Raw genomic sequence first — 26,598 nt, 5'->3', positions numbered from 1 at the left:
TAACACAAACTGTGGTTACACAGCACTATTGCGCACAAGCACTAACTGCTAGACTCGCAACTAGCATATATGCAACAAGCATGCCTGCAAGACAACGCAGGCAGATGCATTACAAAAAAGATTAATCACAAAATCAAGTAGTTATAGGGATGTTATGAAGAAGCAGCAGGTTCGCATGAACCTTACCCTGCTGGCCGCTGCATTGGCCGGCATCGCCTGGCAAGGCGCCCAGGCGCAGTCCCTCCAGGAAGTGATCGTGACGGCCCAGCGCACCGCGGCGCCGGAATCGAAAACCCCGGTGACGATGAGCGTGCTCACCGGCGAACAGCTCGATAAACTCGGCCTCGACGATCCGATGGCGATCGGCAGCCGTCTCCCGAACACCTATCTGGAATACGGCAACGACGGCCTGCGCATCACGATCCGCGGCGTGTCGAACGCCGACAACACGGAAAAAGGCGATCCATCCGCTGCCTTCATGGTCGACGGCGTCTACGTCGCGCGCCCGCAGAGCCAGACGGTATCCTTCTTCGACGTCGACCGCGTCGAAGTCCTGCGCGGCCCGCAAGGCACGCTGTATGGCCGCAATACGACGGCGGGCGTGGTCCACGTGATCAGCAAGGCCCCGGTGCCGCGCTTCGAGGGCGAAGCCCATGCCGAAGCCGGCGCCTACAACAGCCGCAAGCTCGGCGCCACGGTCAATGTGCCGGTCGGCCCAGCGCTTGCGCTGCGCGCCGCGCTCGCATCGAACCAGCGCGACTCCTTCCTGCGCAATGCCCAGGGCACGCCCTACCATCTCGGCCTGGAGCGCGACGACTGGGCCGCGCGCCTGTCGGCGAAAGCGGAGCTCGGCGCCGTGCTGGGCGGCGACAGTTCGCTGCTGCTGCGCTACGAGCGCCAGCAGAACGACGCCAGCAACGACGACAGCCTGCCGGACACGAACTTCTACCGCGGCGCCGCGCAAGGCACGCCGGTCTGGATCGACGCTCCCGCCCCGCAGCGCCTGACCAATGCCTTCATTGCGCCCAACATGCGCAACGAACAGGGCCACACGCACAAGACCATGTCGGCGCTGTCGGCGGAACTGAACTGGGACCTGGGGCCGTTCACCGCGACCTGGCTGGCGTCGCACCGCGATTTCTCCTCGACCTACCTGTACAACTATTACTACCGCGTGGTGCCGACCCTGGCGATCGGCCTGCGACACGATTTCAGCGGCGACTACAACCAGGACTCCCACGAGCTGCGCTTCGCCACCAGGGCGGGCGGGCGCCTGAGCGCCCAGGGAGGCCTGTACTGGTTCCGCGAAGACGCGAACAACCATTACGTCTACCGCGACATGGAGCCGATCGGCCTGACGCCCTACTACGTGTGGGACATCATTCCATCGGTGTCGCGCAGCCGCGCCGTGTTCGGCCAGGCGACTTACGCCCTCACGGACGCCCTGCGCCTGACCGCTGGCGCCCGCGTCAACCAGGACGGCAAGTCGCGCGTCGGCACCACCAGCTACCAGCAGGCCCGCAGCTTCAATGCCGCCACCGACCTGCGCGCGCTGGTCCACGGCGAACTCTCGACCCACAAGACCACCTGGCGCCTGGGCGCCGACTACGACCTGGCGCCCGCCACGCTGCTGTATGGCGTGGTCGCCACGGGCTTCAAGGCGGGCGGTTTCAACGACGGCTGCGTGGCCGGCGAAGAGCAGCTGGGCGTGCGCTGCAATGCCCTGAGCCAGGTGCCGGCGGCCGACCTGGTGTACGCACCGGAGACCGTGACCTCGTATGAAGCGGGGCTCAAGACGCGTTTCTGGCAGAACCGCGCCAGCCTGAACCTGGCGGCCTTCCATTACGACTACCGCAACCTGCAGCTGTCGGCGGTGGCCTTCCATGGCGGTTCGCCGGTCTACGTGACCAGCAATGCCGGCCAGGCGGTCGTCAACGGCCTCGAAGCCGAAGGCCAGCTGCGCGCCACCCCGCTCGACCGCATCGATTACGCGCTGACCCTGACCGACGCCCACTACGTGAAGTATTCGCCGGACGGTCTGCATTCCTGGGCCGGCGTGAAGCTGGACCGCACGCCCACCCGCACCCTGTCGCTGGGTTGGGAACACCGCTTCGCCCTCCCCGGCGGCGCGCTGGTCGCCGGCGTGCACACCCGCGCAAGCGGCCGCACTCTGCTGACGGTGCCGACCAAGGCCCTGAAGTACGGGGTGCCCGGCCATACAGAATCCGACCTGCGCCTCGCGTGGGAACCGGCAGGCGCGCCATGGTCCCTGCAAGCGCGCGTGCGCAACCTCGAGAATGAAGTGCGGCCGACCGCCGTCAACAGTTTCGGCATGGCCCTGCCCAGTGCGCCGCGCACCGCCGACCTGCGCTTCGACTACCGCTTCTAAGAAAGACCCACCATGCGAACCTGGACCGCCGCCTTTGTCCTGACGATGCTGATGCTGATGACGGGCGGCGCCCAGGGCGCTCCGGCGGCACCCCTGCTGCTGGACGACCATCAGCTCGACGTCGACCCATGGCCGGCCGTCAGCGTGCTGGTCGACCCCGGCCGCCGGCTGGAGGTCGAGACGCTGCTGAATGCACCGGAGCGTTTCGGGAAGCCCGACTCGCCGTTTGCCAGCATTGGCGTACAGAAGGGCCACGCATGGCTGCGCATTCCCGTGCAGACCACCGGCGGCGACGGCGAATGGGTGCTCGACATCGCCTATGGCCTGATCAACCGCGCCGACCTGTGGCTGGTGCGCGATGGACGCATCGTGCGCCATGCGGTCGGCGGCTCCGGGGTCAAACCGGAAGGCGCCCTCGGCCCTGGTAATCCGGCCTTCCGCATGCAGCTGACACCGGGCGTGCGTTACGAACTGCTGCTGCGGATCGATACCGAGGCGCCGAAGATCCTGCCGGTACGCCTGCGCAAGCCGGAGGCCGCCTATCGCAACACCATGAACGAACAGATCCTGCAAGGACTGCTGTCCGGACTGAGCCTGTTCCTGGTGATTTACAGCCTGGCACAATGGGCCCACCTGCGCGAAACGCTGTACGCCAAATATGCGCTCTACGTCGGCAGCCTGGCCATCTATTCGGCCGCAGTGTACGGCGTGGGCGGCCAGTACCTGTGGGCCGGCAGCATGTGGGCGTCGCTGCACATGAGCGGCATTGCCGCCATGGTCTGCTCGTGCAGCGCCTACCTGTTCGTCGAACACGTGCTGGCGCGTCCGGGCCAGAACCGCATCTTCACGCGCGTGATGAAGACCTGCGCCGTGCTGTGCCTGCTGCTGGCCGTCGCCTTCGGCCTCGATATCATCCATGACGAGTTCCTGATCCTGATGGTCAGCACGCTGGGCATCTTCCCGACCCTGTTCGGCCTGCCCGGGGCCTTCCGCCTGGCGCGCAAGCGCGACCCGGTCGGCATCTGGCTGCTGGTCGGCTGGACGATCAGCTTCACCGGCGCCGCCATCATGACCAAAGTATCGCATGCCGGCGCCCCGCCGACCTTCTGGAACATGCATGCCGTGCAATTCGGCGCCGCGCTCGACATGCTGGCCTTCCTGCGCATCGTCGGCCTGCGCAGCCGCGCCAGCCGCGACGCCACCCTGCGCGCCGAGGATGCCGCGCGCATGAAGTCCGAATTCCTGGCCACCATGAGCCACGAGATCCGCACGCCGATGAACGCCATCCTCGGCATGAGCCGGCTGGCCCTGATGACCGAGCCGAATCCGAAGCTGCGCAACTACCTGGGCAAGATCCTCGGCGCCGGCGAACACCTGCTGGGCATCATCAACGACATCCTCGACTTCTCCAAGATCGAGGCCGGCCGCATGACGGTCGAATCGGCCCCGTTCGCACTCGACAGCCTGCTCGAGCACCTGGCCGGCATCGCCGCCATCAAGTCGGACGCCAAGCAGGTCGAACTGGTGTTCCGCGTGGCGCCCGGGGTGCCGCCGCAGCTGGTCGGCGATCCGCTTCGCCTGGGCCAGGTACTGATCAATCTGACCAACAATGCCGTCAAGTTCACCGAGCGCGGCGAGATCGTGGTCGCGGTCGAGCTGGTCGAACCCGTCGACGCCCGCAACGGCCGGGCGAGGCTGCGATTCTCCGTCAGCGACACCGGCATCGGCATGAGCGGCGAGCAGCTGGCCGGCCTGTTCCAGGCCTTCACCCAGGCCGACAGCTCGGTGACGCGAAAGTACGGCGGCACCGGCCTCGGACTGACGATCTCCAGGCAGCTGGTCGAGCTGATGGGCGGCGCGATCAGCGTGACCAGCACGCCGGGCGCCGGCAGCCGCTTCAGCTTCACTGTCACCCTCGGCCTCGGGCCGGAGGGCGTGCGGGCCGCGGTGCTGGAGCAGGCCCGCGTGCTCGTGGTCGACGACAGCGCCAGCGCGCGCGACGCCCTGGTCGAGATGCTTGGCGCCTATGGCGTCCGGGCCGGCGCCGTCGCCTCCGGCGAGGAAGCGCTGGAGCAGCTGGCGCGGGCTGCCGAAGCAGGCGCGCCCTACCAGCTGGTCCTGATGGATTACCTGATGCCCGGCTGGAATGGCGTCGAAACGATACGCCGCATCCGCGGCGACGCCCGCCTCGAGGCGACACCGTCCATCCTGATGGTCAGCGTCTGCACGCGCGAAGGCGTGCTGCAGGAACAGGGAGAGGTGCCGCTGGACGGTTTCCTGACCAAGCCGGTGAACCCGGCCCTGCTCCAGCAGAGCGTGTTGCAGGCCCTGCATCCGGAACTGGCGCTGGCCGCGCAGGCGGCCGTCCCCGCCGCCGCACCGGATCTCACGCGCCTCGACGGCGCCCGCATCCTGCTGGTGGACGACAACGCCAACAACCGCGAAGTCGCGCTCGACTTCCTCGAGGCCGCACGCATGCGGGTCGACGTCGCCGTCGATGGCCGCGAGGCAGTGGACATGGTGCGCGCCGGCGATTACGACCTGGTGCTGATGGACATCCAGATGCCGGTGCTGGACGGCCTGAGCGCCGCCCGCGAGATCCGCGCCCTGCCCGGCCGCGCCGCGCTGCCTATCGTCGCCATGACCGCGAACGCCTTGTCCGGCGATCGCGAGAAGAGCCTGGCGGCCGGCATGAATGACCACGTGGTCAAGCCGATCGACCCCGACCTGCTGTTCCACGCACTGCTGCGCTGGATCGATCCGCAGCGCCTCGTGGGGCGCGCATTGCCGCAGCGCGCAGCCGGCGAGGCCGATCCCGGCGCCGCGCCGGATGCGCCGCTGCCGCCGGTGGCGGGCGTCGACTGGAGCCAGGCGCTTGCCAGCGCCGCCGGCGATCCGGCGCGCCTGCGCCGCCGTCTTGCCAGCTTCGTCCGCGAATACGGCGACGCCCCGCGCACGATCCGCGAAGCGCTGGCCGCCGGCGCCGACGATGTGCTGCTCGGCCTGTCGCACAACCTGCGCTCGGGCGCCACCTATATCGGCGCGAACGCGCTGGCGCGCGTCAGCGGCGAACTCGAACAGGCGCTCCGCGCCGGCCGCCGCGAACGCCTGCCGCTGCTTGCGCCGGAACTTTCGCTGACGCTCGACGCCGTCCTCAACGGCCTGGCGCGGGCGGCCGGCGCCGCGGCTGGCGCGCCGGCGCCGAAAGCCGAGGTCCAGACCCTGCTGCGGCGCCTGGCCGAGCATCTGCGCGCCGACGACGCCCGCGCCGAGGATGCGCTGGCCGAGCTGCAGGCAGCCCTGCCGGGCGATCGGCACGCCGAGCTGCTGGCGGCGCTGCGCAAGGCGGTCGACGAGATCGAGTACGGCAGCGCGCTGGCGATGCTGGCGGAACTGGAAGGCGGACCGGAGGCGCTGCAGGCATGAACCTCGAACCGCAAAAAGTCCTGATCGCCGACGACGACCCGATCAACCGCCAGGTGTTGGCCGACCTGCTGAAGCCGGAGTACACGGTGCTGCTGGCGAAGAACGGCGAGCAGGCGCTGGAGCGCGTCCAGCGCCACGCGCCCGACCTGGTGCTGCTGGACGTAATGATGCCGGACATGGACGGCTACGAAGTGCTGCGCCGGCTGCGCGCCGATCCGCAGACGGCGCAGGTCACGGTGATCTTCATCTCCGGCCTGAACCGCCCGGAGGACGAAGCCAACGGCCTGAAGATGGGCGCCGCCGACTACATCGCCAAGCCCTATAACGCGACGGTGGTGATGGCGCGCGTGGCCCTGCACCTGCAGCTGGTGCGCCAGCGCCGCATGCTGGAGCGCCTGGCCAACGTCGACGGCCTGACCGAACTTGCCAACCGCCGCCGCTTCGACGAGCTGTACGCGGTCGAATGGCAGCGCGCCCAGCGCAACGGCCGTCCGCTGTCGCTGGCCCTGCTCGACATCGACGCCTTCAAGCAGTACAACGACCATTACGGCCACCCGGCCGGCGACCGCGCCCTGCGCGCCGTGGCGCGCGCGGCCGGCGCCGGCCTGCGCCGCCCCGCCGACCTGGCGGCGCGCTACGGCGGCGAAGAAATCGTGCTGCTGCTGCCGGACACCGACGCGCTGCAGGCCCGGCATGTGATGGATGAAATACTGAAGGCCATCGCCGACCTGCAGCTGGCGCATGCCGCTTCCGGCGTGGCGCCCTGGCTGACCGCCAGCGTGGGCGGCGCGACGCTCAGCGGGAATGGGCCGGAAAGCGCGGCGGAACTGTTCGAGGCGGCGGACGTGCAGCTGTACCGCGCCAAGCATGCGGGGCGGAACAGGATCGTCTGGCGCGGGATGGACGGCTAGGCCTTGCGCCGCGCTGGCGTGGCCGGCCTTGCAAGCGAAGCCCGCAGGCTCACACTGACCGGAAACGTGCGCGTCAGCGGCCGCTCGTGGCCATAGCAAAGATTGAGCAGGGCCGCGACCCCGCTGCGGGTCATCTCGCGCCACGGGATGTGGACGGAGCTCAGGCGCGGCGCCGAGTAGGCGGCGCTCGGCACGTCGTCGTAGCCGATCACGGACACGTCCTGCGGCACGCGGATGCCGGCTTCGTGGAAGCAGGCCAGCGCGCCCAGCGCCATCTCGTCGTTGGCGCAGAACACCGCGCTGAACGGCCGTCCCGAGGCCAGCAGCTCCTGTGCCGCCGACCAGCCGCCGTCCGAAGAAAAGTCGCGCTCCGTCATCCACAGGCCGGCGGTATCGATGCCGCCCTCCTCCAGCTCCTGCATGAAGCCGGCGATGCGCTCGATGTTGTCGGCCACGCTGGCCGGGCCGGCGATGACGGCGATCTCGCGGTGCGCGTGGTCCAGCAGCGCACGCGCAGCCAGCCGGCCGCCGAGGCGGTGGTCGACGGTGAAGCATTGTTCGGGGATGCTGTCGAAGCTGTGGTTCAGCAGGACCAGCTTGTCCCGCTTGGGGCCGAGGGCTTCCAGGTCTTCTTCCAGCAGGGGGCTGGTCAGCACGATCACGCCGTCGCAGCCGCGCTCGACCAGGAAGCGGACGCCGTCGATCGCCTGCTGGCGCGCGCCTTCGCGCTCGACGCCGAAGGCGACCATCATGTGCAGGCCGGCGCCGCGCAGCTCGGCGTCGACGATCTGCAGCATCGAGGTATAGAAGGTGCCGGACATGAGCGGGATGTAGACCCCGATCATGCGGCTGCTGCCGTACAGGAGCGAGCGCGCCGCGTGCGAGGGACGGTAGCCCAGCGTGGCGATGGCCTTGCGCACGCGCTCCAGCTTCGCCGGCGACACCGAGCCCTTGCCGCGCACCACGCGCGACGCGGTACCGAGGCCGACGCCGGCCAGGCGCGCTACATCCTTGATAGTCGACACAGACAGTCCCCTCCCGGGCCCAAGCATACTGCAAGCCGGGCCCGGGCGCAGCAGCTTTCGGCCGCCGTTTTACCGAACGGCGGTCTGGATCGCGTGGGCCGGGATGTCGACCGCGACTTCCTTGCCGTCGACGATCAGGCGGTAATGCTGCGGCTGCGCGGTCTTGTTCATCACCACCACCGCCAGGCTGCCGTCGGCATTGCGGAAGGCCGTCGCATCCAGCGTGCTGCGGCTGGTGGCGGCGCTCACGCGGCGCGCCTTCGGCCGGATGTAACGGGTGAAGTGGCCCATGTAGGCATAGCTCGGCGTATAAATCAGCTGGCCGTCGTCGCTCGCATGCAGCAGTGCGAAGCAGTAGTTGCCAACGTGGTTGGGACCGCCGCGGCTGTCGAGCAGCATGTTCCAGTCGACCCAGCCGCTCGATCCGGCGTTCAGGTCGGCCAGGATCTCGCTGCCGTAACGCTCGCCGTTGACCCAGGACTGCATCTGCGCCGGGTCGAAGTGCTCGATCGACGATTCCGTCAGCAGGAACGGCACCTCCGGCCAGGCTTCGTGCACGGCGGCCAGGTTGCGGTGCATGGGCTCGCCCTTGGCCCAGGTCTCGTACCAGTGGTAGCCGACGCCCCAGATGTAGGGACGCGCCTTCTTGTCGGCCAGGATGTGGCCGGCGCGCTGCGGCAGCAGGTCGCGGTTGTGGTCCCAGACGATCACCCTCTTGTCCTGCAGGCCGGCGGCCTTCAGGGCCGGCCCGAGGTGGTCGCCGAGGAAGCGGGTCTCGTCCTCGGCGGTGTAGATCATCGATTCCCACTTCTGCTTGGCCATCGGCTCGTTCTGGATCGACAGGCCCCACAGCGGGATGCCGGCCTTTTCATAGGCCTTGACGAACTTGACGATGTACTGGGCCCAGGTGTCGCGGTACTCGGGCAGCAGCGTGCCGCCACCTAGCATGCTGCCGTTCGACTTCATCCAGCTTGGGGCGCTCCAGGGCGAGGCGAACACGCGCATCTGCGTGCCCTTGCTGGCGCCGGCCGCCAGCGCCTGGCGCATCAGCGGTACGCGGTACTTCATGTCGTGGTCGATGCTGAAGGACGCCAGCGCGCGGTCGCCGTCCTTCACGTAGGTGTAGCTGCCGCTGCTGAAGTCCGAGCTGTGGATGGTGGTGCGCAGGATGCTGTAGCCCAGGCCCTGCTTCGGGTCGAAGTAGGCGGCCAGGAAGGCCTGCTGCTGCGCCGGGGTCAGCTTGGCATAGGTCTCGGCGGTGGCGTCGGTGACGGCGCCGCCGAAGCCGAACACCTCCTGGAAGCTGCGGCGGGTGTCCACGAACACCGCGATCTCGGTCTCCATCGGCTGGGTCGCGGCGCGCGGCGCGCCCAGGGTCTGCGGCACGAAGCGCTCGCTCGCGCCCTGGGCCGTGGTGTAGACCTGCCACTGCTGATTATCCGCGGCCAGCGCCGTGCCGCCCGCGGCCATCATCAGGGCCGCGCACAGCAGCCGCATCGCATATCGTTTGGTCGTCAATCTGGTCTCCTCGTCGTTCACAGCTTATAGTTCAGGCCAAGCAGAATCTGGCGGCCGTAGGTAGTGTAACGCTCAGGCGCGTAGGCGCCGCTGCTGAACGGATCGCCCTGCATGGTCTGGTAAGGCTGGTTGTGCAGGTTGTTCGCCTGCAGCAGCAGGCCCAGGTTCTTGAAGCGGCCTTCCTGGAACTCGTAGCCGATCTGGACGTCGATCTGGCGCTCGGCGCGGATTTCGCTGAAGGCGCGCTGGGCGAACAGGCCGGTGACCTCGCCGCGGAAGGCCGAGCGGTAGCGTTCCGAGATACGCGCCGAGAAGCCGTTCTTTTCATAGAAGGCGGTCAGATTCGCCACCACCCCGGACAGGCCGGGCAGCTTTTCCTTGGTCCCCGGGCCGTTCGGGTGGATCGAGCTGTCGGTGCCGGAGGCGCTGGCCTGCAGGCCGAAGCCGTCCAGGCGCTTCCACAGCATGTTCAGCTGCATCGAGGCGGTCAGCTCGACGCCGCGCACGAAGCCGCCCTGCCCGTTCGCCGGCTGGTTGATGGTGCCGATGCTCTGCAGCGGGACCACCGCGCTCGAATTCGGGAAGCCGCTGTAGTCGAACTCGCGCTGCTGGTTATAGATATAGCTCTTCAGGTCCTTGAAGAAGTAAGCGGCCGACACATAGCTACCCTTGCTGATGTAGTGCTCCAGCGAGAGGTCGTAGGAATTGGCGCGCCACGGCTCCAGCTTCGGATTGCCGCCGCTGCCGTTCCACATGCGGGTGGTCTGGTCGACGCCGGCCGAGATACCGGCGCGCATGTCCGACATGCGCGGCCTGGCCACGGTCTTGGCGGCGCCGAAGCGCAGGTAGGTGTCGCCCACGTAGTTGCCGAGGTCGAAGTTCAGGTTCAGGCTGGGCAGGACGTCGTTATAGGAAGAACCGCCGTGGAGGTCCGAGATCACGCCATTGTTGACGGCCTTGCCCTCGGCCTGCTGGTTCACGTGCACGTACTGGACGCCGGCATTGCCGCGCACCGGGATCTTGCCGAGCTCCGTGTCGATGCCGAGGCGGAGGTAGCCGAGGGTCTGCTTCTCGGTCACGCCCCAATCCTGCTGGGCGACGTCGGTATCCACCGGCATCTTGTCGTAGTAGCGGTTGATGGCGGCGATCGGGTCGAAACTCAGCACGCCCGGAATACCGGCCCAGGCCAGCGAGGTGGTCGGCTGGATGATGTCGGAACCGACCGTGGTGATCGCGCGATTGTTCTTCAGCGCGTACAGCTGCGACACGTCTTCGTGCGACTTCTCGCGCTGCGAGTAGCTCAGGCCGGCCTGGACGTCGCGGAAGAAACCGTCCATTTCGTGCCGGGCACTCAACTTGGCGGCGCTCAGCGTGTCCTCGACGATCGGGTGGTGCATGGTGGCGTCATGGCCCCAGCCGCCGACGTCGGTCAGGCGGATGATGGCCGGATTGGTGAAGTCCACGCTCGGGGTGAAGCGCGGCAGACCGGCGCCGACCGGGATCTGGAACTGGAAGTTATTGTCGGTCACGTGCGAGCCGGCCGGACCCAGGCCGGCATAGGTCTCGGACGTGGTTTCCTTGCGCTTGGCCGAGGAATAGGACAGGTCGCTGTCCAGGGTCCAGCGGTTCGCCAGCTTCACGTTGTTGTTGAGACCCGCGGCGAACAGGTTGTCCTTGCGGCTGTTGTAGTCGTTGCGGACGATGGGTTCCAGGTTGACCAGCGCGCCGCCGGTCAGCAGGCGGGTCCCGCCTATGGTCTGGATCTGCGGGTTGCTGTAGGTGACGTCGCTCCACTGGTGCGAGTTCCACATCATGCCGCGCATGATTTCCTTCTGGTCGAACTGCGAGTAGTACAGGTCGAGGACCGAGCGCACGTCGCGGTTCGGCTTGTAGTCGACCACCGCCATCAGGCCGTCGCGCACCTGCTTGCGCGAGGTGGCCGTGACTTCGGCGCCCTTCAGGCCGACCACGTCCGCGTTCCCCGGCGGCAGATTGTTCTGGTCGCCCCACCACCAGGACTTGTACTCCTTCTGCTGGCCCGGCGAATCCAGGTGGGCATAGCCGATCGCGATGCCCAGGGTGTTGTCCATGAACTGGTCGATGTAGGAGATCGAGGCGCGGCCGCCGTTGTCCGACCAGCCATTATTCAGCTTGCCGTTGCCGTTATGCTCGCCGCGCAGGTTGACGGCAACGGTGCGGCCGCGGCGGTCCAGCGGACGCACGGCGCGCAGGTCGATGGTGCCCGACAGGCCGGCCGCGGTCATCGCCGCATCCGGCGTCTTGTACACGGTCACGCCGCCCAGCAGCTCGGACGGGTACTGGTCGAATTCGGCGCTGCGGTCGTTGCTGGTGGAAGTCTGCTCGCGGCCGTTCAGCAGGGTCACGCCGAAGTCCGGCGCCAGACCGCGCAGCGAGATCACCTGGGCGCGGCCGGCCACGCGCTGGGCGGTCAGGCCCGGCAGGCGCGCGATCGATTCGGCAATCGAGGTATCCGGCAGCTTGCCGATGTCTTCCGCGGTGATGGCCTCGACGATGTTGTCCGCATCCTTCTTGATGGCGATCGAGCTCTCGATACTGCCGCGGATGCCGGTGACGACCACCTGCGAGGGCGAGTCGCCCTGGGTGCTGTCCTGGGCGACGGCGGCGCCGCCCCACAGCAGCATCGCGCAGGCAGCGGCGATCGGGGTGATGGACAAGGGATGGGCGCGGCGGGTGCTTGGGTGAGCCATGTTTCTGTCTCCTGAATGTTTTTATGGTCCGGGTATGGAAACGTTGCCAAACCGCGACCTAAAAAATGGAAACGTTGCCAGATTAGGGCGGAACGTTTCCGGTAATGGGGTCCGGCTCGGTAAGTCAGCCTTCATCGCATCTGGTTTCCTGGTCCAATCGTATGAAGCCGAAGATTGGAAACGTTGCCAGATGCTGTCTTGACATTATTAACTTGCTCGAATTTCAATGTCAATAGAGAAGGTGCGTGTGCGCAACAGCCAACGCAGCTTCTGCCAGCTTATTTCCAGACCAGCGTGGCGACGCTGGACGCCGGCAGCGTGTAGCGGAAGGACTGCCTGCCTACCTTGACCGCGACCGTGCGCGCGGCCGCCTCGCCGTTCGCCAGCAGCAGCGCGATGGAACCGTCCGGATTGCGGAAGGCGACATTGGCCACGCCATCGGATGCTTCGCTCGACGCGATGCGGCGCGCGCCCGGCAGCACGAAGCGGCTGGCGTGGGCCAGCGCATAGTACTCGACGTTGCGGGTGACGGCGCCGGTCTTCGAATCGACGGTGACGACGCCGCGGCAATCCTTGCAGCCGCCCAGGTGCGGGCCGTCGTTCTCGTCCAGCGCCAGGTTCCAGAACAGCACCCCGCGCGCCCAGCCGCGGGTGGTGTCGATCACCAGGGTCTTCGTGAAGTACTGCAGGTTCTTGGCCCAGTCCGGCGACCAGCGGCCGCCCGAGCATTCGGTGAACCAGGTGTCCTTGGACGGGAACTTGTCGTGCAGCATGGCCTGCACGTCCGGCTTGCCGGCATAGCAGTGCCAGGCGATGCCGCTCACGTACTTTGCCGCCTGCGGATCCGCCAGCACGGTGGCCGGCGAATCCGGCTCGTCCCAGTTGTGGTCCCAGTCGAAGATCGCGGTGCCGGGGTTCGCGCGCGCCATAAGCGGGCCCAGATGGCCGCCGATGAAGGCGGCGCGCTTGGGCGGATCGACGCGCATGCCGGGATAGTCGCCGGGTTCGAAATGGGGTTCGTTCTGCACGGTCAGCGCGGAGATGGCAACGCCCTCGGCCTGCATGGCGTCGACGTAGCGCTTCAGGTAGCGCGCGAAGGCGTCGAAGGCTTCGGGTTTGAGCGTGCCCTTGACCAGGCTGTCGCTGCTCTTCATCCAGCCCGGCGCGCTCCAGGGCGAGGCCATCACCTTCAGCTGCGGATTGACCTTGAGCGCCGCCTTCACCGCCGGCAGCACGGTGTCGCGCTGGGCATCCAGCGAGAAGTGCTGCAGCTGCGGGTCGGCCTGGCCGGGCGGCATGTCGTCGAAGCTGTAGTGGCTGCGCGAGAAATCGGAAGCGCCGATGGTCAGGCGGGTGAAGGACAGGCCGATGCCCTGCCCCGCGCGCCCGAACAGCTCGCGCATCAGGGCTTCGCGCTGCGGCGGCGTCATCTTCTGCTGGATCAGGTAAGCCGAGGCGTCGGTGATGGCCGCGCCGAAGCCGGCGATCTGCTGGTAGCTGGTGGCGGGATCGACCTCGATCACGGGCGTACCGGCGGCCATCTTGACCATCGCGCTGCCGAAGCTGGCGTCGGCTTCGCGGGACAGCAGCTTGGCCTGGTCGCCGGTGGTAATCCAGGCATGGACCGTGGCGCCCTCGCCTTTCATGGCTGCGGCGGCTGCCGGGAACGCGCTGAACGCCGCGGCCAGCAGGATGGGGATCGCGCTGCGCAGGCGCAGCCGGGTGATGATTGCCATCGTCTTCGTCTCCTTGTTGTAGGCGCTCCCACCCCGCCGCCGGTGCCGGCGCCGAATTGGAAACGTTGCCAAATTTGTGTGGAGAACTATAGCAGACAAGTAAAAAAAGAAAAGCCCACGCGGCGGTGGGCTGATCGGAATCCTCAGGCGAGGACAGGAATCGAACCTGTCTACGCGGCTTTGCAAGCCGCTGCATAACCTCTTTGCTACCTCGCCGAAGAGAATGGTACGCGCATGGACCGGGCCGGCCATGCGGTGGCGCAAACCGATGGCGCCGGCATGGCATACTCGCAGCATGAGCACCGACAAAAAACTGGCATTCCCCGAACTGATGCAACTGGCGACCGCATCGGCCGCCGTCACCCGCAGCTGCGCCTGCGCCATCGAGAACTGCCGCGAATGGACCCGCATTCCGGTGTCCTTCCCCGAGCAGCAGATGCGGGGTGCGGGCACCCTGGTCGACGATCCCTACCTCGAAGCGACCTACGAGGAATATCATCCTGCCGGCACGAATTACTGGTCGGCGGAGGCGCCGATCGCCTGGCGGCATTATCCCTATAACCGTTGCAGCGTGCTCCAGTGCGCCGTCTGCGGGCGCTGCTGCCTCAAGTATGTCGAAGCCGGCGGCTACTACGTCGAACCACGGATGCGGGCGCTCGATCCGCGGCTGCTGGTGGACGCGCCCGTCGACGAATGAAGCGGCCTGCGCTCAGATGAAGGGCCAGGCCAGGATGCGCTTCACGTGCAGCACCGAGCGCCCCGTCACGTAGGCGATCGCGAAACCGAAGGCCAGCAGGCAGCGCAGGTCACCCATGGCGGCCAGCCAGACGCCGCCCACCGTGGCAAACGCCACCAGCACCACCAGCCACAGCTCGATGCTGAGGAAAAAGGACGCCGCTTCGCGCCAGGCGCGCAGCACGAGCGCGCCGACTTCTTTGATGCTCTTGTTCTCGTGATCCATGATCAGTTCGCTATTTTTTTCGGGGCTAGAAATGCAAAATCGCCGGCAAGCGGCGATATGGCCTTGCATTCTATCACGGTCCGCGCCGGCGTCAGGCGTGGCCAACCCCGGCGGCGCCGTAAACCCGCTCGAATTCGCTCATCGGCAGCGGCCGCCCCAGCAGGAAGCCTTGCATCGACGAGCAGCCGCCCTCGACCAGGAACTTGCGCTGCGCTTCGTCCTCGACGCCTTCGGCGACGATGTCCAGCTTGAGCTTGTGTCCGAGCGCGATGATGGCTTCGACGATCGGCGCCGATCCGGACTGGAGACCGACGTCGCGCACGAAGGAGCGGTCGATCTTCAGCGCGGCCAGCGGAAAACGGTTGAGATAGGCCAGCGAGGAATAGCCCGTGCCGAAATCGTCGAGCGAGAAGTAGATGCCCAGCGAGCGGATCTCGTGCATGCGATGGGTGATCTCCTGCATGTTTTCGGCAAACACGCTTTCGGTGAGTTCCAGGCATAGCTGTTCCGCAGGGGCGCCCGTGTCGTCGAGAATGCCGGCGACCGCACCGGCAAAATCGGGATCGCGCATCTGGTGGATACTCACGTTTACGGCGAGATTCAGGCTGCCGAGCACAGGGTCGCGATGCCAGCGCGCGAGCGCCTGGCAGCTCTGCTTCAACACCTGCTCGCCGAGCGGAAGAATCAGGCCCGACTCCTCGGCAAACGCGATGAAATGGCCTGGCCCGAGCAGCTCATCGGCGCTGCGCTGCCAGCGCAGCAGCACCTCCGCCCCGACCAGCCGTTTGCGGCAATCGAATTGCGGCTGGCAGAACAGGCGGAACTGGCCGAGCGCTAGTCCTTCGCGCATCGCCGCTTCCAGGCTGGCGCGGCGGTTGGCCGCATCCTGCATGCTCGGATCGAAGAAGCGGGCCAGGTTGCGGCCGTCGGCCTTGGCGCGGTACATCGCCAGGTCCGCCTGTTTCAGCAGGCCTTCGACACTCGTGCCGCTGCCGTCGAACAGCGTGATGCCGATGCTGGCCGAGGTCTTGAACAGGACCGAACCGAGCTGGAAGGGTTGGCCCAGGGCCGCCAGGATCTTCGCTACCGTCCGGTCCGCCTCAGCGGCCGCGGTACGGGGCGTCATGCCGATATCTTCCAGCACCACGACGAACTCGTCGCCGCCGAGCCGGGACAACTGGTCGCTTTCGCGCACCGTGCAGCGCAGTCGCTGCGCGGCCTGCTGCAAGAGCATGTCCCCCAGGTCATGCCCCTTGGTGTCGTTCAGCAGCTTGAAGTTGTCCAGGTCGAGGTAGGCCAGCGCGCTGTAATGCCTGGTTCGGCGGCCGCGCGCCAGCACATGTTCCAGTTCCTCGAGCAGGAAGCGGCGGTTCGGCAGGCCGGTCAACTGGTCGAAATAAGCCAGTTCGTAGATCCGCCTTTCGGTGCGCTTACGTTCGGTCAAATCGGTGTTGACGCCGGAAATGCGCAGCGCCGTTCCCGCCGCGTCGCGCAAGACGTAACCGCGCGCCAGCACCGGCACGTAGTGTCCTTCGCGATGGCGCAAGCGGAACTCGAGGCAGTAGGCGTCCTGGGGGCCTTGCGTCAGGTTCTGCACGTACTCGGCGATCTTGGCTTCGTCGTCCGGATGCATGAGCCGCAGCCATGCGCCGGGATCGTCGACTCTCTCGCCGCTGGGATAGCCCAGCATGTTCCACCACCGTTCCGAGTAATACACCTCGCCCGTGATCAGGTCCCAGTCCCAGGGTGCATCGGTCGACCCCTTCAGTACGAGGCGCAGCCTCTCTTCGGACTTCTCCAGCGACAACTGGGTTTGCTTCAGCGCGGTGCAATCGGTAAAACAGACCACGACCTGGTGGACGGCGCCTGCCTCGTCATACTCGGGATAGGCGTTGCACAACAGCCAGGACGTCGATCCCGCCGCGCCGATGCCGACCACGAGGCCGGACAGTTTTTCGCCGGTCCGCAGAACCACATTCGCAGGAAATTCCGCGACCGGCATCACCGAGCCGTCTCCGCGCAGGATCTGCCGCGGGATCGTACCGGCCTCGTATGCCCGCAGCTCGGTCTCGCTCACGCCGAGCAGTTCCAGCGCCAGGCGGTTCGCGGTAACGATGCGCCCGTCGGCCGCATGGACCACCACACCCGCGGGCAGGTGCTCATGCAATGCATCGGGATTGCGCAGTACGTCCGCAGGGGAAGTGGGCAGCATGCAGGTAGGCGGCGACGAAAATTGGTAGGGTATCGCGGCATACTAACAGTTCCATGGATCCGCCGCGCACGCCGCCAGGCCAGCCGGCGAACGTGTAAGAAAAGCAACAAATTGAGCATTCCTGCAATTTTCGGAATGCGGGACGTTCACGCGGCCAATGTATTCGCTAGAATGGACCCAACACCGATTTCGAAAGCAGGCAATGCAAGGCGCGCGCACTACCCACTGGTCCGGCAACAAAAGCAAGGCTCATGGCCCGTTCGGCTCCTCCGATACCGCAGGCGAGCCGGCCGACGCGCGCCCTTCCCTGCTGCGCAAGGTGCTGGTGGTCGACGACGAGCAGGACCTGGCCGACCTGGCCTCTACCCTGTTGAGTGCGCACGGCCTCGAAGTCGTCACGGCGTATTCCGGCCACGCCGCCATGCAGTTTCTTGCCGACGATCCAGAGATCGACGCTGTGTTCTCGGATGTCGTCATGCCCGGGATGACCGGCCTGCAGATGGCCGATGCGATCCGCGAGATGTACCCGCGGGTCAAGATCGTGCTGGCCTCCGGTTACACCCTCCCCAACTTGCTGGCGGATCGGGAACGGCCCTATCTCTACACGTCGAAGCCTTACAGGATCGACACCATCCTGCAGCTGCTGCGTAGCTGATTCATCGCTGCCGCACAGCCCTGCTTCATTCGGCGTCGTCGGCGTCCCGGCGCTCGCTCACCCACTCGAGCCAGTTGCAGCGTGGGCATTGGCTATACAGGATCAGGGCGACAAAGGTGGCGAGTCCAAAGACGAGTATTCCCGCATGCAGCAGGAGCCTGGGTTCGAAATCGTTGAAAAGGTGCAGCATCGCATCACCTCCACGCAGTTTGCTCTAATTTAATCCAGGAACACAAAGGAATCCACCGGCGCACGATAGCCGTGTCCGCGCCGGCAGGCTGTCCCAGCTTCTCACAGGCGCGCGCCCGCCGGCTCGACAATTATCTAAAATGCATGACAGCGCCTTTCGTCAGGGAGCGATGTCATGCGGATGCCAAAACGCCAGGGCGGTTCCACGCTGCTGGAGCTCACTACCGTGATCGCGATCGTCGGCACGCTGTCGGCGATTGCCATGCCGCGCTATGTCGACACGATGCGCAGCGCGCGCGTGGCCAAGATGGAGATCGCCCGCCGCGCCGTGAACGAGTCGGCGCGGATGTACCACCTTAAGTGGATGCTGGCCGGCTCGCCGTCGACGGCGACCGTGCTCGACGAGGTGGAGATGAACGGGAACGGTTATCCGACCGGCGCCGGCATCGTGGTCGCCGCCGGGCTTGCGGATGGCTACGATACGCGCGTGGCGGGCGTGATCGCCGTCGATCCCCGGCATCCGGCGTGCAGCCTGACGTATGCGCCCGAGACCGGAACCAGCACCGTCAACTACGCCGACGATTCGGACTGCTGAGCGCCCAAGGCTTCTCGCAGCATCTCGAACAGCGTGCGCGCCGCCGGCGCCATGCTGTGATCGCGCTTGCCGATCAGGCCCAGCGTGCGCTTGATTTCCGGGCTCACCAGCGGCACGCCGACGATGCTCCCCTGCCCGCCGGGCGGCAGCGACAGCCCCGGCACGGCGGCCACGCCCATCCCGGCCTCGACCAGCGCCAGCACCCCGGCCACGTGGTTGACCTCGCAGAAGATGATGGGGTGCTTCTCGATGCCGGCCAGCGCCGTGTCGATCAGGCTGCGGTTGCCGCTCGACTTGGCGACCGAGATATAGCGCTCGCCGACCGTCTCCTTCCAGGCCAGTTTTTTCCGCTTCGCCAGCGGATGCTCGCGCCGCATCGCCAGCACATAGCTCTCGACGTGGATGGGCTCGAACACGATCTCGGGGTTTTCCGCGCCCGCGAAATTGATGCCGAAGTCGGCTTCCCCGTTCAGCACCAGGTTCAGCACGTCCTGGGCGCTTTCGTCGTGGATGCGTACGCGAATGCGCGGATAGCGTTCGCTGAAGCGCTTCAACACCGCCGGCAGGAAGTGCCGCACCGCGGACGGCACGCAGGCAAAGCTGACCGTGCCGGTGCGATGCGCCGCCAGGTCGGCGATGCCCAGCACCGCGTCTTCCAGGCCGTCCAGTGCGGTGCGCACGTTGACGAGAAAAGTCTCGCCCACGTTGGTGAGCTGCACGCGGCGGGTCGTGCGTTCGAACAGCCGCACGCCCAGGCTTTCTTCGAGCTTGTCGATGCGGCGGCTGAGCGCCGACTGCGACAGGAACAGGTCGGCGGCCGCCTGGCGAAAGCTGGCCCGTTCGGCGACGGCGACGAAGGCCTGCAGATCGAGGATGTCGTAATTGATGCGCATGGCGCAAGAATACGCCCGAAAATTGCAATTATCAAATCACTCAGTCTGGTGGATGATGATCCGACCAATTCCCAGCCTCGACAAGAAGGCATTCATCCGGAGGCATAGCAGACCATGCAAACACCAAGCATCAAGCGCAGCGTCATCGAGGCGCCCGCCGCACCCGCCGTTTCGCGGCCGGTCCGTCCCCATTCCCGGCTGTCCACCGTCATTCGCGTGACGAGCGGGAACTTCATCGAGATGTACGATTTCTTCCTGTTCGGCTTCTACGCCAGCCAGATCGCCGCCGCCTTCTTTCCCGCCACGAGCGAATATGCGGGCCTGATGATGACCTTCGCGACCTTCGGCGCCGGCTTCTTCATGCGGCCGCTGGGCGCGATCTTCCTCGGCAGTTACATCGACCGCATCGGGCGCCGCAAGGGACTCGTGCTGACCCTGGCGATCATGGCCTCCGGCACCGCCCTGATCGCCTTCGTGCCGGGCTATGCCAGCATCGGCCTGCTGGCGCCGCTGCTGGTGCTGATCGGCCGCCTGCTGCAGGGCTTCTCGGCCGGCGTCGAGCTGGGCGGGGTCTCGGTCTATCTGTCCGAAATGGCCACGCCTGGCAACAAGGGTTTCTATGTCAGCTGGCAGTCGGCCAGCCAGCAGCTCGCCGTGATCTGCTCCGCTGCGCTCGGCTATGCGCTGAACCAGGCCATGCCGAAGGACGTCATCGCCGACTGGGGCTGGCGCATTCCCTTCTTCGTCGGCTGCTCGATCATCCCTGTGATCTTCATCATCCGCAGGTCGCTGCAGGAAACGGAAGCCTACCTGGCGCAGAAAACCCATCCGAGCTTCGGCCAGATGATGCGCACCATGCGCGCCAACTGGCCGCTGGTCACCGCCGGCGCCATGCTGGTGGTGCTGACCACCGTCGCCTTCTACCTGATTACGGTGTACACGCCCACCTTCGGCAAGAGCGTGCTGAAGCTGAGCACCGAGGGAAGCCTGCTGGTGACGCTGTGCGTCGGGGTATCGAATTTCTTCTGGCTGCCCGTGATGGGCGCCCTCTCGGACCGCATCGGCCGCTGGCCCGTGATGACCGTGTGCGCGGCGCTGACGGCGGCGACCGCCTATCCGGCGCTGTCCTGGCTGATCGCGAACCCGAGCTTCGGCCATATGGTCCTGGTCGAACTCTGGCTGTCCTTCCTGTACGGCAGCTATAACGGCGCGACCATCGTCGCCCTCACGGAAATCATCCCGGTCCAGATCCGCACGACCGGCTTCTCGCTGGCCTACAGCCTGGCGACGGCGCTGTTCGGCGGCATGACGCCCCTGCTTTCCACCTGGCTGATCGCGGCCACCGGCGACAAGGCGGCGCCCGGCTACTGGATGGCGGCCGCGGGCGCGATCAGCCTGATCGCCACCTTCCTGGTTTACCGCGGCATCGTGAAGGAACGCGTCCCCGCCGGAAGCTGAGATGCCGCCGGCGATGGCCCCGGCAGGCGCTCAGTCGTTCAGGCCGAAGGCTTCCCAGCCCTGCGGCGTCAGTTTGACGTACAGCTTTTCCTTCTGGGTTCGCTCGCCGTCGACGGTCCGCCCGAGGACGGGGAAGGCTTCCTTGATGTCCGGCTTCCGGGCCCAGGCGGCCACGTTCGACAGCGTGTAGGTGTAGATCACGGCGGACTCTTCGTGGCCCTCCGACTTGTGCGGGTCCGCCCAGCGCACGACCTTGTGCAGGGCCTTGCGGCCCCAGCACAGGCGCGACTGCTGCCTGGCATCCGTGTGCAGGAAAGGCTTGGCGGCATCGGCCATGGTGTAGCGCCTGACCTTTACCGCCATGCCGGGCACGTCAACGTCTTCGCCCTTGGCCAGGCCCGCCGCCTCCAACGCCGTCATCTGGCCGGCGACGCCGTCCGGGTACAGCTTCCGCTGGCGCATGTCGATGTCGTACACGTCGACCGGCCATTTGATGGGGTCCAGGCACATGTCACCCTTCTTGGCAAAGTATTGGGTGACGGTCATGCCGAAGTTCTTTTCGTTGGCGGAGGTTTTGCTGTCGCAGGCGGACAGCGCGGCGCACAGGGTCACGCCGAGGACGAGGGAGAGAGCGGTCTTGGTCATGGTGATGCCATTGTACCAAGGCTGCGGCTGGCTTTGCGGCGATCGTGTATCGTGCCTGGCATGAGGCGCAAAGCGAATCCGGCGCAAGCCGGTACATCCCAGCTCGAACTGCCGCTCGGCCAGCAGGAGACGGCGCGCGACCTGTCCTACTACATCGGTCTCGGCAAGCTGTTCGCGGCCTACCATAAGCGCTGGCCGACCGCGGAGTCCACCCGCGAAGAGTTCAGGGCGGCGCGCGTTCCGGACTACGATGGCCAGCGCATCGACCGCGAACTGCGCTTTCCCGCGCCGGAGCTCGAGGCCGATCCGGCCTACCAGGCGCTGCGCGAACGCTGCCTGGCCGACGGCGCGGCGGACGGCGTCGGGCTGGCGGCGCTCGACCCGCGCTACCGCAGCGTCTTGAACGAAGACAGTATCGCCGCACTGTTCGATGCCATCGCGCTGCCGCGTGCGGACGATCCTGGCGCGGTGCGCTATGCAACCGGCGTGCCGGCGCACGGGCCCGGCGAGCTCACCCTGCACATCGGCGACACGCTGCGCGCGCAGGCGCTCAGGGACGCCGGCTTCGACCCCGAGGACCCGCGGGTGCTCGCCGCCGCGTTTTCGGTACGGGTGCAGGCCACCGAGGAACTGAAGGACTTTATCGCTCGCGCCGGCGGACGCGGGCCGGCGGCCGGACACCTGGCGGACGATTACCTGCTCGAGGCCGGCGACGACGGCCGCCTCTATCTCAAATTCCAGCTGCTCTCCGGCCGCCGCTATGCAGGCTGCTTCGATGCCGGGCGCCTGACGCGGCAGCTCGCGGCCGCCTACCGCGCCGATCCGCTGCTTGCCGGCCTCGCAGACGCCGCCCTGCCCGACCAGCCGGCCGCGCCGGAGCTCCCGGCCACGCCGGCGCCGCACAGCGACGAGGAACTGCGCGAACAGCTGGCCGCGCTGGAGCCGGAAGGCAGCAGCCTGAAACTGCCCATCCAGGAGCTGAGCCGCTTCGCCGACATCCGGCGCGCGCTGGAGCGGGCCGGCGCGGTATTCAGCACGCACGGCCAGCGTTTCGATTTCGAAGAAGGCGTCGATCCGGCGCTGGTCCGCGCGCGCCTGCTCAGCGGCGGCGCGCCGTAGCGCGGCGTTTGGGTGGCGCCTTGCCTGCGCCGCCGAAGAAGTCGGGCTGTACCGGCGCACTCGCTGGCGTGGGCGCCGGCGCCGGCGCCGGTGCAACCGGCGGCGCGGCGATGTCGAAAGGATCGATCACGGCCGCCAGGCTGTTGGTGTAGGCCAGCACCTCGTCGAGGATCGCCTCGGCCGCCGGATCGGCGGTGTCGCCGGTCGCGGCCAGTTGCCGCCGGCAGTTTTCCACCGATTCGCGCACCGCCGATACCGTGCGGCTACCGCAATCGCCGGCTATCAGTTTGCGGAAGCGGTACTCTTCCCATTTGTCCTGTTCGCGCTGCGAGAGCGCTTCCGGATAATGGCGCGCCTTGTAGCGCAGGAAGAGCTCAGCCAGCCTGGGGTCGGCAAACTCGGGCTTGACGATGGCCAGCTCCGCCGGGTCCAGGGCCCGCAGCGCATCCAGCGCGCGCCGGTCAGTATGCCCGATAAAGCCCGCATACAAAGCCTGCTCGGGGTGGCACTGGGGCCCGCGCGGGTCGAACACGGCCTGCAGCTGCCGCGAGAGGTCGAGCGTCTCGAGCACGCCCAGCAGGACGGGCACATTCGCGAGCGCGGCGCTGACGTCGATATCCAGTTCGGCGGCCCGCTCGCGCGACAGCACCTTCAGATCCTGAAACACCGCCGGCGACTGGTTCGCGGCGACGCAGGAAAGCGGCAAGGGATCGAAATCCTCGGGACGCTCCTCCTGGCCGGTCAGCAGGCGCCTGCGCATGGTCTCGGCGTCGATGTCGAGCAGCTGGCGCGGGTCCTTCGCCAGGTCCCAGGAAATCACCACATTGCGGTTGATCGGATGCTGGGCGATCGGCAGCATGATGCGTATGCCGGCCGCCGTCGCGGCGTTGCGGCCGACGTGGATGAAGGGCCGGCGCTGCGCCACGTCCATCTCCCGCAGCGCCAGGTTCTTGTCGGCCATCGAAAAACAGTGGGCGTACAGGCGCGGCTGGCGCTCCCTGATGCGGCGCGCCAGCGCCAGCGCGGCATACACGTCGGACAGCGCATCGTGCGCGGATTCGTGCAGCAGCCCGTTCGCCGCACTGATGCGCGCCAGTTCGAAGGAGACCTCACCCTGTTCCTTGCGCGGCCACTCGAGCGTGTCGGGGCGCAGTGCATAGGCGGCCCGCACCAGGTGCAGCAGATCCCAGCGGCCGCATCCGTCCTTCCATTCGCGGGCATAGGGGTCCATGAGATTGCGCCACAGCATGAAACGCACGATCTCGTCGTCGAAGGCGATCGAGTTGTAGCCGAAGCTGATGGTGCCCGGCGACCCGAGCTCGCGGTTGACGGCATCGGCGAAGCGCAATTCGGGCAGGCCCACCTGCCGGCAGAACTGGGGCGTGATGCCGTTCAGCAGGCAGGCCGCCGGATCGGGCAGATGATCCGGCGCCGGCTGGCAATGCAGGGTGGTGGGCTGGGCGAGGATTTCGAGATCCAGGTCGGTACGGACGCATGCAAACTGTACGGGACGGTCGCGGACCGGATCCGTCCCTGTCGTCTCGAAGTCGAAGACCAGTAATGTGTTCATGCGCGCTCGCCGGATAGACACGCGGCCATTATAGGCCGGTGCGGCGGCGCACCGGAGCACGCCTGCTAGCGCGTGGCGAAGGCGCGCTCGATGCGGCGGTCGGGAATGAACCAGATGGCGGCCACAAGCACATAGATGCCCAGCCCCAGCCAGGCGTTCAGCAGCCCGAGCGCGATGCCGCTGGCGTACAGCAGCAGCGACACCAGCCCCTTACGATCGGCCCCCAGCATCCGCGCCAGCCTGCCGTTCCTGCCTTGCAGGCGCGCCAGCCTGTGCTCCAGCAGCGTATAACTCGTCGCGCACATCAGCAGCACCGTTCCATACAGGGCGACCGGCACGGTGTGCACGCCCTGCGCCCCCATCCAGGCGGTTGCGAACGGCAGCAGCGAGAGCCAGAACAGCAGATGCAGGTTCAGCCAGAGCGTGGCGCCGTCGATGCGACGCACCGCCTGGAACAGGTGATGGTGGTTGTTCCAGTAGATGCCCACGTAGATGAAACTGAGCACGTAGCCGAACACCACCGGCATGAGCGGGCCGAGCGCCGCTAGCGTGGCCTCGTGCGGCGTCTTCAGGTCCAGCACCATGATGGTGATGATGATGGCGATCACCCCATCGCTGAATGCTTCGAGCCTGCCTTTGCCCATGACGTCTCCCGCTCCGGCCGGACGATCAGCGGTTCTGGTAGCCGCCATACGCGGCCACCGGGCTCCAGGCCGGCGACACCGCCGGCAGCTGCGGCGCCAGCGGTGCGTAGGCGCCGGCGCCGTACACCACCTTGCCGTTCACGACGGTCAGCACGCTTTCCAGGCGCTTGATCTTTTCCGCATCGATCGTGAAGAAGTCCTGCGGCAGGACCACGAAGTCCGCGTACTGGCCGCGCTTGATCGTGCCCTTGAGCTTTTCTTCACCGCTCATCCAGGCCGAGCCGGTGGTCATCAGGCGCAGCGCCTGATAGCGGCTCAGGACATCCTTGTCGCGCCAGATCTTCATGCCGCCGGCGGTCTTGCCCGTCACCGCCCAATACAGGGAAGGCCAGGGGTTGTAGCTGGAGACGCGGGTGCCGTCGGTGCCCAGTCCGACCGGCACGCCCATGTCGAGCATCTTGCGGATCGGCGGCATCTGGCGCACCTGCTCGCCGTAGCGCTTCCAGTAGGCCTCGCCCTGGAAGTGCATGCGGTCCTGCACCGCCACACCGCCGCCCAGCTTCTTGATGCGCACCAGCTGGCTGTCGGTGATGGTCTCGCCATGGTCGACGATGAAGCGCAAGCCGTTCAGCGGCGTGCTGGCATTCACCTTTTCGATCACCGCCAGGTCGCGGTCGATGCTCTCGCCGTAGGTGGCGTGCAGGCGGAAGGGCCAGCGGTTCTTCACCAGCAGGCTCACCACCTGCTCCAGCTCCCCTTCCATCGATGCCGGCAGCTCGGGCCGCGGCTCGAGGAAGTTCTCGAAGTCGGCGGCGCTGGCCACCAGGTTCTCGCCGCCGCCCTCGGCCGAGAAGCCGTTCGGGTAGAACATATGGTCGTTCTTCTTCGGATGGGTCATGGTCAGCCAGCGCTGGAAGTCTTCCAGTTCCTTGCCGGCGCGCTGGGCGAACAGGTAGTAGGAGGTGCGCACCGTCAGCTTGCCTTCGCGCGCCAGCTCCAGCGTCACGCCGTAGTCGTCCGGGTAGTTCTGGAAGCCGCCGCCGGCATCGATGGCACTGGTCAGGCCGAGGCGGTTCAGCTCACGGTAATAGTGCAGCGTCGAATTCAGCTGGTCGTCGCGGCTCAGCTTATTGGTCTTGGCCAGGGTCGAATACAGGATCAGGGCGTTCGGCTTCGCGATCAGCCTGCCGGTCGGGCGGCCGTCGGCGCCGATTTCGACTTCGCCGTCCTTGTACTTGGTGTCCTTGGTGTAGCCGAGGGTCTCGACACCCTTCTTGTTGAGAAAGCCGAGGCCGTACAGGTAGAGAATGAAGACCGGGCGGTCGGGTACGGCCGCGTTGATTTCTTCCAGCGTCGGCAGACGCTTTTCCTCGAACTGGTATTCGTTCCAGCCGCCGACCACCTTCACCCATTCGCCTTCCGGCGTGCGCGCCGCCTGCTCTTTCAGCATCTCGAGGGCGCGCTTGAGCGAGGTGACGCCGTCCCAGCGCAGCTCCATGTTGTAGTTCAGGCCTTCGCGGATCACGTGCAGGTGGGAGTCGTTCAGGCCGGGGATCACGGTGCGCCCGCCGGCGTCGATCACCTGGGTTGCGGCGTTCTTCAGCTTGAGCATGCTGGCATCGCTGCCGGTGGCCAGGACCTTGCCGTCCTTGACCGCCACGGCCTGGACGAACTCGCCCTCGCGGGCCATGGTGGCGATCTTGCCGTTGGTGAGGATGAGGTCGGCCTGGGCCCGGGCGCCCGCACTGGCGGCGAACAGGCTGGCGGCGAGCGCGGTGGACAGGAGCGCGGTGCGCATCGTTGGGGTGTGGTTGGTCATGGTATCGGTCTTTCCTTGATTGCGAGGCTGAGCAGCTTCCGTTCACGATAAGGGCTGGCGGCGCCGGCGTCCCCTGCCTTATGACGGGGCCGGCGGCTTGGACG

At 66.8% G+C, this 26,598-nt stretch carries 20 protein-coding genes and 1 tRNA gene; 8 read left to right on the top strand and 13 right to left on the bottom strand.

Translation table 11 applies throughout. The features are described 5' to 3' along the window. Positions 1–175 precede the first annotated feature (175 nt). From AC07PE_RS09015 to AC07PE_RS09005, 3 genes are read left to right on the top strand one after another with little or no spacing between them, the layout of a single operon-like run. Complete coding sequence (locus AC07PE_RS09015; RefSeq protein WP_498763349.1) at positions 176–2,389, top strand: TonB-dependent receptor; 2,214 nt, start codon at positions 176–178, stop codon at positions 2,387–2,389. A gap of 12 nt (positions 2,390–2,401) precedes the next feature. Then, the gene (locus AC07PE_RS09010) at positions 2,402–5,815 is read left to right on the top strand and encodes a hybrid sensor histidine kinase/response regulator (protein ID WP_498763347.1); all 3,414 of its coding nucleotides are present in this window, start codon (positions 2,402–2,404) and stop codon (positions 5,813–5,815) included. Then, entirely contained in the window at positions 5,812–6,726 is a 915-nt protein-coding gene (locus AC07PE_RS09005; RefSeq protein WP_498763345.1) for a diguanylate cyclase, read from the top strand. Before AC07PE_RS09010 ends, AC07PE_RS09005 begins: the two co-directional genes overlap by 4 nt. Here the strand turns inward: AC07PE_RS09005 and AC07PE_RS09000 are convergent. The 5 genes from AC07PE_RS09000 to AC07PE_RS08980 all read right to left on the bottom strand — a co-directional run bounded on the left by AC07PE_RS09000 (position 6,723) and on the right by AC07PE_RS08980 (position 13,950). Then, entirely contained in the window at positions 6,723–7,751 is a 1,029-nt protein-coding gene (locus tag AC07PE_RS09000; protein WP_498763343.1) for a LacI family DNA-binding transcriptional regulator, read from the bottom strand. The genes AC07PE_RS09005 and AC07PE_RS09000 overlap by 4 nt on opposite strands. Positions 7,752–7,820: 69 nt before the next feature. After that, entirely contained in the window at positions 7,821–9,269 is a 1,449-nt protein-coding gene (locus AC07PE_RS08995; RefSeq protein WP_498763341.1) for a glycoside hydrolase family 30 protein, read from the bottom strand. A 17-nt stretch (positions 9,270–9,286) separates the two neighbouring features. After that, complete coding sequence (locus AC07PE_RS08990; RefSeq protein ID WP_498763339.1) at positions 9,287–11,998, bottom strand: TonB-dependent receptor; 2,712 nt, start codon at positions 11,996–11,998, stop codon at positions 9,287–9,289. A 278-nt stretch (positions 11,999–12,276) separates the two neighbouring features. Next, positions 12,277–13,734 carry a glycoside hydrolase family 30 protein gene (locus AC07PE_RS08985; RefSeq protein ID WP_498763337.1) on the bottom strand — a complete coding sequence of 486 codons (1,458 nt, stop codon included), beginning with the start codon at positions 13,732–13,734 and terminating at the stop codon, positions 12,277–12,279. A gap of 145 nt (positions 13,735–13,879) precedes the next feature. After that, a tRNA-Cys gene (locus AC07PE_RS08980) sits at positions 13,880–13,950 on the bottom strand. Positions 13,951–14,029: 79 nt separating this feature from the next. Between AC07PE_RS08980 and AC07PE_RS08975 the strand changes: the two genes are divergently transcribed. Next, positions 14,030–14,431, top strand: a complete 402-nt coding sequence (locus AC07PE_RS08975) for a hypothetical protein (RefSeq protein ID WP_498763335.1) — start codon at positions 14,030–14,032, stop codon at positions 14,429–14,431. Between the two features lie 12 nt (positions 14,432–14,443). Here the strand turns inward: AC07PE_RS08975 and AC07PE_RS08970 are convergent, their stop codons facing one another. Next, on the bottom strand, positions 14,444–14,695 hold the full coding sequence (locus AC07PE_RS08970; protein ID WP_498763333.1) for a hypothetical protein: 252 nt from the start codon (positions 14,693–14,695) through the stop codon (positions 14,444–14,446). 91 nt (positions 14,696–14,786) lie between these two features. Then, entirely contained in the window at positions 14,787–16,907 is a 2,121-nt protein-coding gene (locus AC07PE_RS08965) for a putative bifunctional diguanylate cyclase/phosphodiesterase (protein WP_498763331.1), read from the bottom strand. 157 nt (positions 16,908–17,064) lie between these two features. Between AC07PE_RS08965 and AC07PE_RS08960 the strand changes: the two genes are divergently transcribed. After that, complete coding sequence (locus tag AC07PE_RS08960; RefSeq protein WP_498763329.1) at positions 17,065–17,562, top strand: response regulator; 498 nt, start codon at positions 17,065–17,067, stop codon at positions 17,560–17,562. A gap of 25 nt (positions 17,563–17,587) precedes the next feature. Here AC07PE_RS08960 and AC07PE_RS08955 read toward each other — a convergent pair whose 3' ends face one another. Then, positions 17,588–17,752 carry a hypothetical protein gene (locus tag AC07PE_RS08955; RefSeq protein ID WP_498763327.1) on the bottom strand — a complete coding sequence of 55 codons (165 nt, stop codon included), beginning with the start codon at positions 17,750–17,752 and terminating at the stop codon, positions 17,588–17,590. Positions 17,753–17,926: 174 nt separating this feature from the next. Between AC07PE_RS08955 and AC07PE_RS08950 the strand changes: the two genes are divergently transcribed. Then, entirely contained in the window at positions 17,927–18,346 is a 420-nt protein-coding gene (locus AC07PE_RS08950; protein ID WP_498763325.1) for a type II secretion system protein, read from the top strand. Here the strand turns inward: AC07PE_RS08950 and AC07PE_RS08945 are convergent. Next, a complete protein-coding gene (locus tag AC07PE_RS08945) occupies positions 18,322–19,239 on the bottom strand; it encodes a LysR family transcriptional regulator (protein WP_498763323.1) in 918 nt (305 codons plus the stop codon). The two genes, AC07PE_RS08950 and AC07PE_RS08945, sit on opposite strands and share 25 nt — an antisense overlap. A 114-nt stretch (positions 19,240–19,353) precedes the next feature. Here AC07PE_RS08945 and AC07PE_RS08940 point away from each other — a divergent pair, with 114 nt between their 5' ends. Next, positions 19,354–20,697, top strand: a complete 1,344-nt coding sequence (locus tag AC07PE_RS08940) for an MFS transporter (RefSeq protein ID WP_498763321.1) — start codon at positions 19,354–19,356, stop codon at positions 20,695–20,697. Between the two features lie 30 nt (positions 20,698–20,727). On the opposite strand, the gene AC07PE_RS08935 is transcribed toward AC07PE_RS08940, so the two are convergent. After that, on the bottom strand, positions 20,728–21,342 hold the full coding sequence (locus AC07PE_RS08935) for a hypothetical protein (RefSeq protein ID WP_498763319.1): 615 nt from the start codon (positions 21,340–21,342) through the stop codon (positions 20,728–20,730). Positions 21,343–21,402: 60 nt separating this feature from the next. Here AC07PE_RS08935 and AC07PE_RS08930 point away from each other — a divergent pair, with 60 nt between their 5' ends. Then, a complete protein-coding gene (locus AC07PE_RS08930; RefSeq protein WP_498763317.1) occupies positions 21,403–22,461 on the top strand; it encodes a hypothetical protein in 1,059 nt (352 codons plus the stop codon). On the opposite strand, the gene sbcB is transcribed toward AC07PE_RS08930, so the two are convergent. The 3 genes from sbcB to AC07PE_RS08915 form a co-directional block, all read right to left on the bottom strand. Next, positions 22,442–24,031 (bottom strand): exodeoxyribonuclease I, encoded by a 1,590-nt coding sequence (sbcB, locus tag AC07PE_RS08925; RefSeq protein WP_498763315.1) that lies wholly within the window; start codon positions 24,029–24,031, stop codon positions 22,442–22,444. The two genes, AC07PE_RS08930 and sbcB, sit on opposite strands and share 20 nt — an antisense overlap. A 65-nt stretch (positions 24,032–24,096) precedes the next feature. Continuing rightward, positions 24,097–24,675, bottom strand: coding sequence for a TMEM175 family protein (locus tag AC07PE_RS08920; RefSeq protein ID WP_498763313.1), 579 nt, complete (start codon positions 24,673–24,675; stop codon positions 24,097–24,099). Between the two features lie 25 nt (positions 24,676–24,700). Continuing rightward, entirely contained in the window at positions 24,701–26,494 is a 1,794-nt protein-coding gene (locus AC07PE_RS08915; RefSeq protein WP_498763311.1) for an amidohydrolase, read from the bottom strand. Positions 26,495–26,598: the final 104 nt, after the last annotated feature.

The sequence above is a fragment of the Telluria sp. GW821-FHT07G12 genome (assembly GCF_059418525.1).
The sequence above is the reverse complement of the archived record's forward strand: the minus strand, read 5'-3'. Positions and strand labels throughout refer to the sequence as shown.